Here is a 13,595-nt window from a genome sequence, read left to right on the forward strand (position 1 = left end):
TGCGCGCGTCGTTGCACGCAGTGCCCCGGCTGGGCCGCCGGGACGGGACGCCTCGTCGCGTCCGGGCAAGTCAACGCAAGAGCCGTGCCACGGGCGTGCAGCGCCGTTCACGGCCCCCGTTCTGGTGCACCATCGCGAGGTCGCGGGCGTGACGCAGCGCCGCGAACTCGCCCTTCTTGCTGCGCAAGTGATTGATTCGCATGACTTCCGTGCTGGTTCTTCTCGATGGCGCCAAGGCCTCGCCACTGCCGGCGGACCTCCAGGCCGCCGGCCTGCAGGTGCCCGAGGTGCTTGATGCAGTGCACCAATTGATGGCGGGCGTGGTCCGCCATGCACCAGATCTGGTGGTGGTGGACGCGCCGCTGCCGGGCGCGGCCCTGTTCCAGGCGCTGACGGCCCTGGCCGGCACCGCGCCGCGCCCGGTGCTGGTGTTCACCGGCGACGTGGACGCGCAGGGCATGGAGCGCGCGCTCGACGCGGGTGTGCAGGTCTGGGCCGTCAACGGCTACGGCGCGCCGCGCCTGCGCCCCCTGATCCATCTGGCACAGGCGCGCTTCAAGCGCGAGCAGGCCCTGCGCGAGGAACTGCGTGACCTCTCCCAGCGTTTCGAGGAGCGCAAGCTGGTGGAGCGCGCCAAGGGCATCCTCATGCGCGCGCGCCAGATCCCCGACGAGGAGGCCTTCCAGTTGCTGCGCGGCGCCGCCATGCAGGGCCAGCAGCGCATGGGACAGCTGGCGCAACACATCATCCATTCCGCGCGCTACGCCGAGGGCGTGAACCGCGCGGGCCAGTTGCGCATGCTGTCGCAGCGCGTGGTCAAGCTGCACCTGCTGTGCCTGGCCGGCGTGGACGAGGCGCGCCACCGCGCGCTGCTGGACGGGTCCGCCGAGCGCATCGAGGCCAACCTGGCCCTGCTGCAGCGCAACCTCTCGCTGCCCACCTTTGGCGACCTGCTGGCGCCCGCCAGCGCGGCCTGGGCGCGGCTCAAGCCGCTGCTGCGCACCACCGGCCGCCGGAGCGAGGCGATGGCGGACACCTCGGCCGACGCCGTGGCCGACGAACTGCTCGGCCATGCGGAGCGCCTGACCACCAGCCTGGAAAGCGCGGGCTCCGTGGCGCCGCTGCGCGCGCTCAACACCGCCGGGCGCCAGCGCATGCTCTCGCAGCGCTACGCCAAGTGCACGCTGCTGGCGCTGCTGGAGCCGGCCGCCGTGGCGCGGCACGCGCAGGCGATGGACGAGGCCCGCCAGGCCGTCGAACAAGGCCTGGCCTACCTGCAGGCCGCGCCCCTGTCCACGCCCGAGATCCGCGCCACCCTGGACGCGGCGAGCGGCGCCTGGCAGCAGATGCTGGCCGGCGCCGCGCTGGCCGAACGCGCCACGGGGCGCGAGCGCCAGAACCGCCTGGCCGGTTTCGCGATGGCCAGCGAGGCGGTGCTGGACGCCTTCGAACAGCTCACCGCGCAGGTCGAGCGCAGCATGCAACTGCTGATCGGCTGAGGCAGCGCATGGGCGCCGGCATCGACCTCGACATCGGCTTCTGGTGCCGCGCCGGCCGTGGCCCCGTGAACGAGGACTTCTGTGGCGCCCAGTTGCCGCCCCCGGGTCAGGAGTCGCGCGGCAGCGTGGTCGCCGTGGCCGATGGCGTGAGCGCCGGCGGCCTGGGCCGCGAGGCCGCGCAGACCACCGTCACCAGCGTGCTGCGCGACTACCACGGCACGCCCGAGACCTGGGACACCACCGTGGCGCTGGACCGCGTGCTCGCCGCGCAGAACGCCTGGCTGGCCGGCATGAACCGGCGCCGCGCGCCGGCCATGGGGCTCACCACGCTCACCGCGCTGGTGCTGCGCGGCCAGTCGTACACCCTGGCGCACGTGGGCGACAGCCGCTGCTACCTGCTGCGCGAAGGCGAACTCACCCAGCTCAGCCACGACCACGTGGTGCCGCACCCCGAGCTGCGCCACCGCCTGCTGCGCGCCGTGGGCCTGGAAGACCACGTGGTGGTGGACTACCAGCAGGGCGACTTGCAGGTGGGCGATACCTTCGTGCTGCTCACCGACGGCGTGCACGGCAGCCTGCCCGACCGGCGCCTGCGCGAGTGCCTGGCTGGCCGAGAGGCGCGCGTGGCCGCCGAGACCCTGGTGGAAGCGGCGCTGGCCGCCGGCAGCGAGGACAACGTCACCGCCCTGGTGGTGCGCGTGCGCGGCCTGCTGGAGGCCACCCTGCAGGACGCCCAGCGCCAGGCCGAGGCCCTGCCGGTGCCGCCCAGGCTGGCCGTGGGCGCGGCCATCGACGGCCTGGTGGTGACCGCCCTGGTGGCCGACAACGGCATCAACCGGCTCTACCAGGTGCGCGACCCCGGCACGCAGCGCCTGTACGCGCTCAAGACCCTGCACCCGGCGCGCGCGCACGACCCCGACGAACGCGCCACGCTGGCGCACGAGGGCTGGCTGGCCGCGCGCATGGCCTCGTCGCGCGTGGCCGAGCACCTGGTGGCCCTGCACCCGCGGCTGCCGGCCGGTGGCGAGCGCACGGCCTTCTACCTGCTCTACGACTGGCACGCGGGCGAGACCTTGCAGCAGCAGATCGATCGCGGCGAGCGCCCCGGCCCCACGAAGGCGGTGGCCCTGGCCATGCAGGCGCTGCGTGTGCTGGGCCGCCTGCACCGCCAGGGCGTGGTGCACCGCGACATCAAGCCCGCCAACCTGCACCAGGGCGAGGACGGCGTGCTGCGCGTGCTCGACCTGGGCGTGGCCCTGTCGGGACGCGAGCCGGCCGCCACGCGCGCCCTGCACGCGGGCACGCCGAGCTTCATCAACCCGGAGCAGTGGGGTTTTCGCCTCGGCCCGGGCGAGGCCGAGCCCGCCGCGCCGGACGCCGGCAGTGACCTGTTCGCGCTCGGCGTGACGCTGTACCAGTTGCTCACCGGCCGTCTGCCGTACGGCGAGGTGCTGCCCTACCAGATGGGCCGCTACCACCGCGACCCTGTGGCGCCGAGCCGCCACAACCCGGAGGTGCCGATCTGGCTCGATCACGTGGTGCTCAAGGCCGTGGCGCGGGATCGCGCGCTGCGCTTCGAGACGGCGGAGGAGTTCCTGCTGGCGCTGGAGCGCGGGGCGTCGCGGCCCTTGAACGCGCCGGCCGCGTCACCGCTGCTGCGGCGCGACCCGGCGATGCGCTGGAAGCTGCTGGCGGGCGTGAGTTTGCTGTTCAACCTGATCCTGGTGGTCTGGCTGCTGTTTCTGCCGACGTGAAAGGGCAAAGCAGGACGCCTGGTGCGGCGGTGCACTCAGGCGCAGAGAAGGGCGTCACGCCGCGCGCGCCCGCCCGCCTTTCTCCGCCCAGGTCCGCGTCCAGCGGATCTGCATCACGCGCAGCATCAGCAGCATGGCGGCTGAACACGCCGCGAAGCTGACGAAGCCCCAGAGGTAGTCGCCGCTGTGCTGCTTGCTCAGGCCCATGGCGTTGGGAATGAGGCCGCCACCCAGGGCACCGATCTCGCCGATCATGGAGCCCGCCACCGCCGTGGTGAGCGGCCAGCGCAGCGGCACCAGCTGGAACAGCGCGCCGTTGCCCGCGCCCAGGGCCGCGAAGCACACCAGGAACAGCAGCACCGTGGCCGCGAGCGATTGCTGCGCGAAGCCGCACAGCACCAGCGTGACGGTGACGACCAGCAGCACGCCGGTGAGTGTGTTCACGCCGCCCCAGTGGTCGGAGATCCAGCCGCCGAAGATGCGCAGCGCCGCGCCCATGAAGGCCGCCAGCATGGTGAGCTGACCCGCCTGCACCTTGCTCACGCCGAACTGGTCGTGGAAGTAGCTGGGCAGGAAGGTGGTGAGGCCGATGAAGCCGCCGAAGGTGACCGCGTAGATCAGGCTGAAGGCCCAGCCGTCCTTCTCGAACAGGCAGGCGATGTGATCGCGAAAACTCGAGTGCGCGGCGCGGTCGGGTGGCTCCTGCGCCCAGACGACCATGACCACCACGGGCAGCAAGACGCCGATGGCAGCGATGCCGTAGACCGTCTGCCAGCCGAAGGCCTGGGCCAGCGGTGGCGCCAGCAGGGCGGAAACGGCGGTGCCTACATTGCCCGCACCCACCAGGCCCATGGCCAGGCCCTTGTAGCGGGGCGGAAAGGAGCCCGAGCCGAGCGAGAGCGCGACGCCGAAGCTGGCGCCCGCGATGCCCAGCAGCACGCCCATGGCCAGCAGGTCGTTGAAGGATTCGACGAAGAAGTAGCCGAACAGCATCGCGACGGCGATGCCGCCCATCTCGACCAGCGTGGCGTTCTTGCGCCCCACGTACTGGGCCAGCACGCCCAGGGGAAAGCGCATGAGCGCGCCCGCGAAGATGGGCACGGAGAGCATCAGGCCCTTCTGCGTGGGGGTGAGGTTGTAGGCCTCCGAGATGAACGGCGCCATGGAGCCGTTGAGCACCCAGATGGCGCAGGAGAAGGCGAAGTAGAAAAAGGCGGCGCCCAGGGTCGGGGCATGGCCGGCGTTGAGGAATTGTCGGAAGTGGCCGGTCTGTGCCGCCATGGTGCAGTCCTTGAAATCAACGAGGGAGTGGGCTCCCGCATTGGTGCAAGAACCGCGCCAGCTTGGGGCGCACCGCCGGGGTGCGCCCGCTGGCGTGTGGGGTGCGCCGTCAGGCGCTCAGGGCCTCCGGCGCCTTGCCCGTGCGGGCGCTGCGCGCCATCGGCTCCACCTTGCGCTGCTTCTCGTGCAGGAAGCTCAGCACCTCGTGGCGGTAGTGGTTGTAGCGCGCGTCGTCCGACAGGGCCAGGCGGTCGCGCGGGCGCGCCAGGTCGATGTCGAGGATCTCGCCGATGGTGGCCGAGGGGCCGTTGGTCATCATCACGATGCGGTCGGACAGCAGCACCGCTTCGTCCACGTCGTGCGTGATCATCATCACCGTGTTGTGCAACTCCGTCTGGATGCGCATCACCTCGTCCTGCAGGTGCGCGCGCGTGAGCGCGTCCAGTGCGCCGAAGGGCTCGTCGAGCAGCAGCACCTTGGGCTCCATGGCCAGCGCGCGCGCAATGCCCACGCGCTGCTTCATGCCGCCGGAGATCTCGGCGGGCAGGCGGTGCAGGGCGTGGCCCATGCTCACCATCTCCAGGTTGTGCAGGATCCAGTCCTTGCGCTCGGCCTTGGTCTTCACGCCGCGGAAGGTCTTGTCCACCGCCAGCTCCACGTTCTGGTAGACGGTGAGCCAGGGCAGCAGCGAATGGTTCTGGAACACCAGCGCGCGGTCGGGTCCGGGCTCGTTCACCTCGCGGCCATCGACGATGACGCCGCCCGCCGTGGCCTTGAGCAGGCCGGCCACGATGTTGAGCACCGTGGACTTGCCGCAGCCCGAGTGGCCGATGAGGGAGATGAACTCGCCGCGCCGCACGTCCAGGTTGATGTGGCGCAGCACGGGGTTGACGGTGCGGCCCTTGGTGAAGGTCATGTCCACGCCGCTGATGCTCAAGTAGGCGTTGTCGCTCATGGGAATGCTCCTGTGTTCGGTGGACGGGGTCAGCTCGCGGCGGTGCCGCGCGTGACGAGCTTGCCGATGAAGGCGACGATGCGGTCGAGCAGGAAGCCGACGATGCCGACGCAGAAGAGCGCGAGGATGATGTCGCTGATGCGCGAGCTGTTCCAGGCGTCCCAGATGAAGAAGCCGATGCCCACGCCGCCGATCAGCATCTCGGCCGCGACGATGGCCAGCCACGACAGGCCCACGCCGATGCGCAAGCCCGAGAAGATGAAGGGCGCGGCGGCCGGCAACATGATCTTGCCGAAGTACTCCACGCCATTGAGCCGGACCACGCGGGCCACGTTGCGGTAGTCCTCGGGGATGTTGCGGATGCCGATGGAGGTGTTGATGATGATCGGCCAGATGGCGGTGATGAAGATCACGAAGATGGCCGAGGGGTGGCCATCGCGAAAGCCCGCCAGCGAGATCGGCAGCCAGGCCAGCGGCGGCACGGTGCGCAGCACCTGGAACAGCGGGTCGAGGCCGCGCAGCGCCCAGGTGGACTGGCCCACCAGCACGCCCAGGCTCACGCCGGCGATCACGGCCAGCGCGTAGCCGTAGGCCACGCGCTTCAAGCTGGCGAGCATCTGCCAGGCCAGGCCCACGTCGTTGCCGCCGTTGTCGTAGAAGGGGCTCACGATGAGCTCCCAGGTGTCTTCCACGACCTTGCTCGGCGGCGGCAGCGCGGCGCCCGGGCGCGAGCCCAGCAGTTCCCAGATGACGAGCAGCAGGCCGATGATCACCAGCGGTGGCAGCACGTGGGTCATGAAGCCGCGCGCGGCGGTCTTGATCCAGTTGGGCAGGGCGGCCGATGGCGCGGCCGGTGGGGCCAGCCGGATCGGCTCGATGGTTTCCGTGGTGGTGTTCATCGCGGGGACTCCTGGTCTTCGGGGAAATGCGGGCTCGGCGCGCCGGGGCGCGGAATCAGGCGGCCTTGACGGTCTTGATCGCGAGGCTGTCGAGGTACTTCTTCGGGTTGGCCGGGTCGAAGACCTTGCCGTCGAAGAAGGTCTCCACGCCGCGCGAGGTGGACGCGGGGATGTCCTTGGCGGCCACGCCCAGGTCCTTGGCGGCGGCGCGCCACAGGTCCTCGCGGTTCACCTTGGTGATCAGCGCCTTGGTGTCCAGGCTGGTGGGCAGGTAGCCCCAGCGCATGTTCTCGGTCAGGAACCACAGGTCGTGGCTCTGGAAGGGGTAGCTCGCCTGGTCTTTCCAGAAGCGCATCTGGAACTTGCTGTTGGCCTCGACGCGGCCGGTGCCGTAGTCGAAGTCGCCCTTGACGCGGTCGATCACGTCGGCCACGGGCGCGTTGATCCAGCGGCGACGCGAGCAGATCTCGGCCACCTCGGCGCGGTTGGCCGGGTCCTCGCACCACATCTGCGCTTCCATCACGGCCTTGAGCAGGGCCTGCGTGGCGTTGGGGTTCGCCTGCACGTAGTCGGCGCGCAGGGCGAGCGCTTTCTCCGGGTGGTTCATCCAGAGTTCGCTGGTGGTGATGGCGGTGTAGCCGATCTTCTGGTTGATGAGCTGGCGGTTCCAGGGCTCGCAGACGCAGAAGGTGTCCATGCTGCCGACCTTCATGTTGGCCACCATCTGCGCTGGGGGCACCACGATGGTGGAGATGTCCTTGTTCGGGTCCACGCCGCCGGCGGCCAGCCAGTAGCGGATCCAGAGGTCGTGCGTGCCGCCGGGGAAGGTCATGGCGGCATTGACCGCCTTGCCCGAGCTGCGCTTGGCCGCCAGGGCCTTGCCGAAGGCCTTGGTGTCGGTGCCCACCTTGAGGTCGGCGTATTCCGCGCCCACCGAGATGCCCTGGCCGCCCAGGTTCAGGCGCGCCAGGATGTTCATCGGCACCGGCACGTTGTTGGGCGTGACCGCGCCGGTGGTGATGAGGTAGGGCATGGGCGTGAGGATGTGCCCGCCGTCGATGCCGCCCTTGGCCGAGCCGAGCACGATGTTGTCGCGCGTGGTGCCCCACGAGGATTGCTTGAGCACTTCCACCTCGGTCATGCCGTGCTTCTTGAAGAAGCCTTTTTCATCGGCGACGAAGAGCGGTGCGGCGTCGGTGAGGGCGATGAAGCCGAGCTTGGCGGCCTTGGTTTCCAGCGCGGTGGCGGCGTGCACGCGGGTGCTGAGCAGGCCGCCGGCGAGAGCGGCGGAGCCGAGGGCGCCGGCCTGCTGGATGAGGCGGCGGCGGGACAGAGGGGTCGAAGGCATGGTCGTGGACTCCTGTGAGGCGAATGACAAACCGGAACCCCAAAAGCACAACGGCGCCCATTTCCACACCCGCGCCGCGGGAAGGAAATGGACGCCGTTGTCCGTGTCTGGGGAGACTGCTCAGCTCACGGCCGCCGTTGGCTGCAAGCTGTTCTGCTCGTACTGAGCAGGGACCGTGCCAGCCTTGATCGCGTCGGCAAGTGCTTGATTTGATTGGGGGGGCAGGCGGCGGCCGTGCTGGCGTGGTGCGTATGCCTCGCTTTTGTGCACCGCAGCAGTGCGCGCTCAGCGCGCGGGCAGCACCTCGGCCATGGACAGCAGCGCCTCCGCCACGTCCACCAGCCGCCGGTTCTGGTTCATGGCCATCTGGCGCAGGGTCTTGTGGGCCTCCGGCTCGCCCAACTGGCGGTGTGCCATGAGCAGGCCCTTGGCGCGCTCGATGATCCGCCGTTCGTTGAGGCTGGCGCGCACGGCCTCCAGTTCGTCGCCCACGGCCTGCAGGCGGCGCGCCTGCTCGTGCACCAGCTCCAGCACCGTGCGGTCCAGCGGCGTGCCAAAGCCCTGCGTGCCCACGGGGGGTGCGGCGGTGCTGGCGTCAACCGGCGCCAGATAGAAGCTCAGCGGGTCGGGCACGGGTTGGGCGGCCAGGGCGCCGAAGGTGGCCAGTTCGGCCTGGGCCTGCGCGATCTTCTCGCCGCACAGGGCGCGCAGGTCGGCGGTGAGCCGGTCCTCCACCAGCTTCATGGCGTCCATGCGGGCGCTGCAGACGTCGAACCAGGTCTGGCTGAGTTCGGGCTTGAGCGCGGCCCCGTGGGCGGCGGTGTAGAGCACGCGGCGCAGGCGCTCCAGTTCGGCCAGGGGGGCGCTGGTGTGGGGGGCCGTCCACAGGGCGCGCGCGGTGGATGGCGCGAAGCTCTCGAACAGCTCCAGGCAGCGCTCCTGCGATTCGATCAGGTGCAGCAGGCGCTGCTGGCCAGCGGCGTCGGCCTGGCCTTGCGCGAACAGCGCGGCGCCGGCGGCGCGTTCCTGACCCGCGAATTCCTTGCCCTGCATGAAGTTGAACAGCGCCACCAGGCGGCGCGAGACCTCGGGGTCGCTGGCGCTGTCGGCGGCCTCGAACACCACCGCCAGCAGCGCGGCCACCAGACGCACGTAGGCGTCGGTGGCGCGGGCGGTATCCCAGGCCTGGGCGTCGAGTTGCGCGCGCAGCGCGTCCAGACCGTCCAGGCCCTGCAGCACGTAGGCAATGCGGCTGAACAGGCGCGCACCGTGCCCGGCCTGCGCGGTGCCGGCGTCCACGCGCTCGAACTGCGCGCGCCACTCGGCCTCCACCTGGCGGGAGGCGGCGATCTGCGCCGCGCGCGCCTCGGCGAAGCGCCGGCCCTGCGATCCCAGGTACAGGTTGGTCAGGCCCCGTTCACGCTGCAGACCGTGCACCAGACGCGCGGTCACGTCCACCAGGGTGGCCGTGAAGGCCAGGCGTTGCAGGCCATCGATCTCGCAGCGCTTGGCGGCCAGCAGAAAGTCCAGGCCTGTTTTCATCATTCACCTATCCGATGGCGTATCTCCTCAGGGGCAGAGCAACAAGCGTGCCGCGCTTAAACTCGCCCGCCTCATGCGCATCCTCGGCATCGAATCCTCTTGCGACGAAACCGGCGTGGCCCTCGTGGACGCGGGTGGCGAAGGCGTGCCGCGCCTGCTCGGCCATGCGCTGCACAGCCAGATCGAGATGCACCAGGCCTATGGCGGCGTGGTGCCCGAACTGGCCAGCCGGGACCACATCCGCCGCGTGCTGCCGCTGACCGACGCGGTGCTGGCGCAGGCGGGCCTGGCGTTGGCCGACATCGACGCCATCGCCTGCACGCGCGGCCCCGGCCTGGCCGGCGCGCTGCTGGTCGGCACGGGCGTGGCGCACGCGCTGGGCGTGGCGCTGGGCAAGCCGGTGCACGGCATCCACCACCTGGAAGGGCACTTGCTGTCTCCCTTCCTGAGCGCGGATCCGCCCGAATTCCCCTTCGTGGCCTTGCTGGTCTCGGGCGGGCACACGCAGCTCATGCGCGTGGACGGGGTGGGGCGCTACGAGCTGCTGGGCGAAACCATCGACGACGCGGCCGGCGAGGCCTTCGACAAGTCGGCCAAGCTGCTGGGCCTGGGCTACCCGGGCGGGCCGGCACTGGCGCGGCTGGCCGAGCGCGGTGACGCCTCGGCCTACAGATTCCCGCGACCCATGCTGCACAGCGGCGACCTGGACTTTTCCTTCGCCGGTCTCAAGACGGCGGTGCTGACCCAGGTGAAGCGCCTGGCGCGCGCCGCACCCGAGGGCCCGGCCACCACGCGCCTGGCGGACCCGCTGAGCGAGCGGGAGAAGGCCGACGTGGCCGCCGGCGCCCAGGCCGCCATCGTGGAGGTGCTGGTGAAGAAGTCGCTGGCGGCGCTGAAGGCCACGGGCCTGCGCCGCCTGGTGGTGGCCGGCGGGGTGGGCGCCAACGCCCAGCTGCGCGCCCAGTTGAACGCGGCCGCCACGCAGCGCGGCCTGCGCGTGCACTACCCCGAGCTGGCGCTGTGCACCGACAACGGCGCCATGATCGCCCTGGCCGCCGGCCTGCGCGCCCAGGCCGGTCTGCTGGCCGCCGACGCAGGGGCGGGCCGCTTCGACGTCGCCCCGCGCTGGCCACTGGCCGAGCTCGCCCCCTTGTCCTGACCTTCGCATCACCGGCGGACCAGCGGCGGCAGGTTCAGATAATTATGAATTAGAGTACCGCGCTGTCGCACAGGCGACAGCGCCGGGCCGCTTCCGCTTCTCGCTCGATGGCCCGCAGTTTCACCACGGAGTTGTTCATGACCCTGATTTCCCGCCGCGGGCTGGCCACGCTGGCCGCTGCCGTTTTGTCCTTCGCTGCCGTGCCACCCGGCCTGGCCCAGTCCCCCGCGCCGCGTGGCGAGCCCATCCGCATCGCCATGATCGAAGGCCTCTCGGGCCCCTTCGCCAACACCGGCGAGGCCGTGTTCCGCAACCTGCTGTGGGCCACCGAGCGGGTCAACGCGCGCGGTGGTGTCAAGCTGCCCGGCGGCGCGCGCCCTCTCGCCATCGACCGCTTCGATAGCAAGAACCAGGCGGAGGAGGCACTGGCCTCCCTGCGCCTGGCCAACGACCGCGGCATCGCCATCGTGGCCCAGGGCAACTCCTCGGCGGCAGCCAGCGCCATCATCGAGGCCATCAACAAGCACAACGAGCGCGAGCCGCAGCGCCGCCAGCTCTTCCTCAACTACTCGGCGGTGGACCCGGTGCTCACCAACGAGAAATGCAGCCCCTGGCACTTCCGCTTCGACGCCCACGCCGACATGCGCATGACCGCGCTCATGAGCGTGCTGCGCGAGGACAAGGCGCTGGAACGCATCTACCTCATCGGCCAGGACTACAGCTTCGGCCAGGGTGTGCTGCGCGAGGCGCGCCGCCAGCTCGGCGCTCAGCGGCCCGACGTGAAGATCGTCGGCGACGAGTTGCACCCCATGGCGCGCATCAAGGACTTTCTGCCCTACGCCGCCAAGATCAAGGCCAGCGGCGCGCAGGCCGTGCTCACGGGCAACTGGGGCAATGACCTCACGCTGCTGGTGAAGGCCGCGCGCGAGGTCGGCTTCGACGGCCGCTTCTACACCTTCTACGGCAACGCCCTCGGCGCGCCGGCCGCCATCGGCGACGCCGGCATCGGCAAGGTGGTGGCCGTGGCCGACTGGTTCCCCAACGTGCCCACGGCCGAGAGCGAGGCCTTCTACAAGGCCTTCCGCGAGCGCTTCCCCAACCCCGACGAGGACTACGTGCACATGCGCATGCAGCTCATGATCGAGGCGCTGGCGCAGGCCATCGAGCGCGCGGGCACGGTGGAGGCGGGCGCCATCGCCGCCCAACTGGAAAAGGCCGACGTGGGCCTGGCCGGCCAGCGCGGGCGCATGCGCGGTGCCGATCACCAGTTCCAGCAGGGGCTGGCCGTGGCGGTCATGGACCGCCAGGGCGCGCCCGGCGTGAAGTTCGACGTCGAGGGCTCGGGCTATGGTTTCCGCGTGATCCGCAGCCTGACCCCGCAACAGGCCGAATTGCCCCACACCTGTACGATGACCCGCTTCTGATTCGACGATGGAGCTGGTGCATGCGTGACGTGGTGGCGGGCCTGGAGGGCTCGCGCATTCGGGAGGTGGCCAACGAGGGCATCGGCCGCGAGGGCGTGCTCAAGTTCTGGTTCGGCGAGAGTGACGAAGTCACGCCCGAGCCGATCCGCCAGGCGGCCATCGCCTCGCTGCAGGCCGGCGAAACCTTCTACGCCCACAACCTGGGCCTGCCCGAACTGCGCGAGGCCATTGCCGGCTACACCGATCGCCTGCACCCGGGCCGCGGCTCGGCCCACTGGTTCGGGCGCCTCGCGGTCACCTCGGGCGGTGTCAATGGCCTCATGCTCGCGGCGCAGACGCTGGTGAACGCGAGCGACGAGGTGGTGGTGCTCACGCCGGCCTGGCCGAACCTGGTGGCGCAGCCGCTCATCCTGGGCGCTCGGGTGCGCAGCGTGTCGCTGGTGCCGCGCGGCGGCGCCTGGACGCTGGACCTCGAGGCCCTGCGCCAGGCCGTCACGCCGGCCACGCGGGTGCTGATCATCAACGCGCCGGCCAACCCCACCGGCTTCACGCTCACCGCCGACCAGCAGCGCGCCATCCTGGCGCACTGCCGCACCACCGGCACCTGGATCGTGGCCGACGAGGTCTACGAACGCCTGTATTTCGAAGGTGATGCGTCGAACGAACCGGCGCCGGGCCGCCCCAAGCCGGATGCCCCCTGGCGGGGGGAGGGACGCAGTCCATCGGGGGGGCGGCCGATTTGTGCGCCCAGCTTCCTGGACGTGGCCGAGGCCGACGACCGGCTGATCGTCGCCCACAGCTTCTCCAAGAGCTTCCTCATGACCGGCTGGCGCCTGGGCTGGCTGGTGCTGCCGCCCGCGCTCACCGAGGCGGTGGGCAAGCTCATCGAGTTCAACACCTCCTGCGCGCCGGTGTTCGTGCAGCGCGGCGCCATCGCCGCCATCGCCCACGGCGACGCCGTCACGCCCGCCCTGGTGGCCCACCTGCGGCACTGCCGCGACACCCTCGTGCCGCTGTTGCAGGCCTTGCCCGGCGTGGAACTGGCCACGCCGCGCGCCGGCATGTACGCCTTCTTCCGCCTGCCGGGGCAGGCGGATTGCCTGGACGTGGCCAAGCGCCTGGTGCGGGAAGCGGGCCTGGGCCTGGCGCCCGGGAGCGCCTTCGCGCCCGAGGCGGCCGGCTGGCTGCGCTGGTGTTTCGCCAGCCGGGACGTGGCGCGGCTGGAGGAGGGCGTGCGGCGGCTGCGCGGCTGGTTTGAGGGGCAAGGCAAGGCCTAGCCATCCCGGAGGCCACTTCGGCTAGAATGCGCGGTTGCCGTTGCGGTCGCAGCGGCTCCACGCCCGTCGCGGCAGGGTTTCACTCCCAGGTCACTCCAGGGGGGTCGGCCCAGGCTGTAGCGGGACGCAAGTCCACAGGAAACGCTTGAAATGATCGATCAGCAAGTCAAAGCCGGCGTCATCGCCGACAACGCCCGTTCCGCCAACGACACCGGCAGCCCCGAAGTCCAGGTCGCCATCCTGACGGCCCGCATCAACGAACTCACCCCGCACTTCAAGACGCACGCCAAGGACCACCACGGCCGTCGCGGCCTGCTGCGCATGGTGAGCCGTCGCCGCAAGCTGCTGGACTACCTGAAGGCCAAGGACGCCGACCGCTACCTGGCCCTCATCCAGAAACTGGGCCTGCGCAAGTAAACCGAGCCGGGTGTGCCCGATCGAAAAGCCTGAGTTGGTT

12 protein-coding genes are annotated in these 13,595 nt (G+C 70.6%); 6 read left to right on the plus strand and 6 right to left on the minus strand.

Annotated elements, in window-relative coordinates; translation table 11 throughout:
• Window positions 1-70: 70 nt before the first annotated feature.
• Complete coding sequence (locus tag GTO19_RS09630) at window positions 71-202, minus strand: hypothetical protein (protein WP_291021452.1); 132 nt, start codon at window positions 200-202, stop codon at window positions 71-73.
• On the opposite strand from GTO19_RS09630, the gene GTO19_RS09635 reads away from it, so the two are divergent.
• A complete protein-coding gene (locus GTO19_RS09635; protein WP_291021453.1) occupies window positions 201-1,499 on the plus strand; it encodes a type IV pili methyl-accepting chemotaxis transducer N-terminal domain-containing protein in 1,299 nt (432 codons plus the stop codon). The two genes, GTO19_RS09630 and GTO19_RS09635, sit on opposite strands and share 2 nt — an antisense overlap.
• Window positions 1,500-1,507: 8 nt before the next feature.
• On the plus strand, window positions 1,508-3,253 hold the full coding sequence (locus tag GTO19_RS09640; RefSeq protein WP_291021454.1) for a bifunctional protein-serine/threonine kinase/phosphatase: 1,746 nt from the start codon (window positions 1,508-1,510) through the stop codon (window positions 3,251-3,253).
• Between the two features lie 54 nt (window positions 3,254-3,307).
• Here the strand turns inward: GTO19_RS09640 and GTO19_RS09645 are convergent, their stop codons facing one another.
• The 5 genes from GTO19_RS09645 to GTO19_RS09665 all read right to left on the minus strand — a co-directional run bounded on the left by GTO19_RS09645 (window position 3,308) and on the right by GTO19_RS09665 (window position 9,278).
• Entirely contained in the window at window positions 3,308-4,534 is a 1,227-nt protein-coding gene (locus tag GTO19_RS09645; protein WP_291021455.1) for a nitrate/nitrite transporter, read from the minus strand.
• Between the two features lie 109 nt (window positions 4,535-4,643).
• Window positions 4,644-5,489 (minus strand): ABC transporter ATP-binding protein, encoded by an 846-nt coding sequence (locus GTO19_RS09650; RefSeq protein WP_291021456.1) that lies wholly within the window; start codon window positions 5,487-5,489, stop codon window positions 4,644-4,646.
• Window positions 5,490-5,518: 29 nt separating this feature from the next.
• The gene (ntrB, locus tag GTO19_RS09655; RefSeq protein ID WP_291021457.1) at window positions 5,519-6,388 is read right to left on the minus strand and encodes a nitrate ABC transporter permease; all 870 of its coding nucleotides are present in this window, start codon (window positions 6,386-6,388) and stop codon (window positions 5,519-5,521) included.
• A gap of 55 nt (window positions 6,389-6,443) precedes the next feature.
• Complete coding sequence (locus GTO19_RS09660; protein WP_291021458.1) at window positions 6,444-7,736, minus strand: CmpA/NrtA family ABC transporter substrate-binding protein; 1,293 nt, start codon at window positions 7,734-7,736, stop codon at window positions 6,444-6,446.
• A 285-nt stretch (window positions 7,737-8,021) separates the two neighbouring features.
• Complete coding sequence (locus tag GTO19_RS09665) at window positions 8,022-9,278, minus strand: nitrate regulatory protein (RefSeq protein WP_291021459.1); 1,257 nt, start codon at window positions 9,276-9,278, stop codon at window positions 8,022-8,024.
• Window positions 9,279-9,351: 73 nt separating this feature from the next.
• Between GTO19_RS09665 and tsaD the strand changes: the two genes are divergently transcribed.
• The 4 genes from tsaD (at window position 9,352) to rpsO (ending at window position 13,555) form a co-directional block, all read left to right on the plus strand.
• The gene (gene tsaD, locus GTO19_RS09670; RefSeq protein WP_291021460.1) at window positions 9,352-10,437 is read left to right on the plus strand and encodes a tRNA (adenosine(37)-N6)-threonylcarbamoyltransferase complex transferase subunit TsaD; all 1,086 of its coding nucleotides are present in this window, start codon (window positions 9,352-9,354) and stop codon (window positions 10,435-10,437) included.
• 137 nt (window positions 10,438-10,574) lie between these two features.
• The gene (locus GTO19_RS09675) at window positions 10,575-11,861 is read left to right on the plus strand and encodes a branched-chain amino acid ABC transporter substrate-binding protein (RefSeq protein ID WP_291021461.1); all 1,287 of its coding nucleotides are present in this window, start codon (window positions 10,575-10,577) and stop codon (window positions 11,859-11,861) included.
• A 20-nt stretch (window positions 11,862-11,881) separates the two neighbouring features.
• A complete protein-coding gene (locus GTO19_RS09680; RefSeq protein WP_291021462.1) occupies window positions 11,882-13,138 on the plus strand; it encodes a pyridoxal phosphate-dependent aminotransferase in 1,257 nt (418 codons plus the stop codon).
• A gap of 150 nt (window positions 13,139-13,288) precedes the next feature.
• A complete protein-coding gene (gene rpsO / locus GTO19_RS09685) occupies window positions 13,289-13,555 on the plus strand; it encodes a 30S ribosomal protein S15 (protein WP_291021463.1) in 267 nt (88 codons plus the stop codon).
• Window positions 13,556-13,595: the final 40 nt, after the last annotated feature.

This window comes from Hydrogenophaga sp. (assembly GCF_011772445.1).
GTDB lineage: Bacteria > Pseudomonadota > Gammaproteobacteria > Burkholderiales > Burkholderiaceae_C > Hydrogenophaga.

Excerpts from the sequence above, each read along its gene's own strand:
- GTO19_RS09635 (WP_291021453.1), top strand. The coding sequence starts at position 201 with ATGACTTCCGTGCTGGTTCTTCTCGATGGCGCCAAGGCCTCGCCACTG.
- GTO19_RS09630 (WP_291021452.1), bottom strand. The coding sequence starts at position 202 with ATGCGAATCAATCACTTGCGCAGCAAGAAGGGCGAGTTCGCGGCGCTG.
- GTO19_RS09640 (WP_291021454.1), top strand. The coding sequence starts at position 1,508 with ATGGGCGCCGGCATCGACCTCGACATCGGCTTCTGGTGCCGCGCCGGC.
- GTO19_RS09645 (WP_291021455.1), bottom strand. The coding sequence starts at position 4,534 with ATGGCGGCACAGACCGGCCACTTCCGACAATTCCTCAACGCCGGCCAT.
- GTO19_RS09650 (WP_291021456.1), bottom strand. The coding sequence starts at position 5,489 with ATGAGCGACAACGCCTACTTGAGCATCAGCGGCGTGGACATGACCTTC.
- ntrB (WP_291021457.1), bottom strand. The coding sequence starts at position 6,388 with ATGAACACCACCACGGAAACCATCGAGCCGATCCGGCTGGCCCCACCG.
- GTO19_RS09660 (WP_291021458.1), bottom strand. The coding sequence starts at position 7,736 with ATGCCTTCGACCCCTCTGTCCCGCCGCCGCCTCATCCAGCAGGCCGGC.
- GTO19_RS09665 (WP_291021459.1), bottom strand. The coding sequence starts at position 9,278 with ATGAAAACAGGCCTGGACTTTCTGCTGGCCGCCAAGCGCTGCGAGATC.
- tsaD (WP_291021460.1), top strand. The coding sequence starts at position 9,352 with ATGCGCATCCTCGGCATCGAATCCTCTTGCGACGAAACCGGCGTGGCC.
- GTO19_RS09675 (WP_291021461.1), top strand. The coding sequence starts at position 10,575 with ATGACCCTGATTTCCCGCCGCGGGCTGGCCACGCTGGCCGCTGCCGTT.
- GTO19_RS09680 (WP_291021462.1), top strand. The coding sequence starts at position 11,882 with ATGCGTGACGTGGTGGCGGGCCTGGAGGGCTCGCGCATTCGGGAGGTG.
- rpsO (WP_291021463.1), top strand. The coding sequence starts at position 13,289 with ATGATCGATCAGCAAGTCAAAGCCGGCGTCATCGCCGACAACGCCCGT.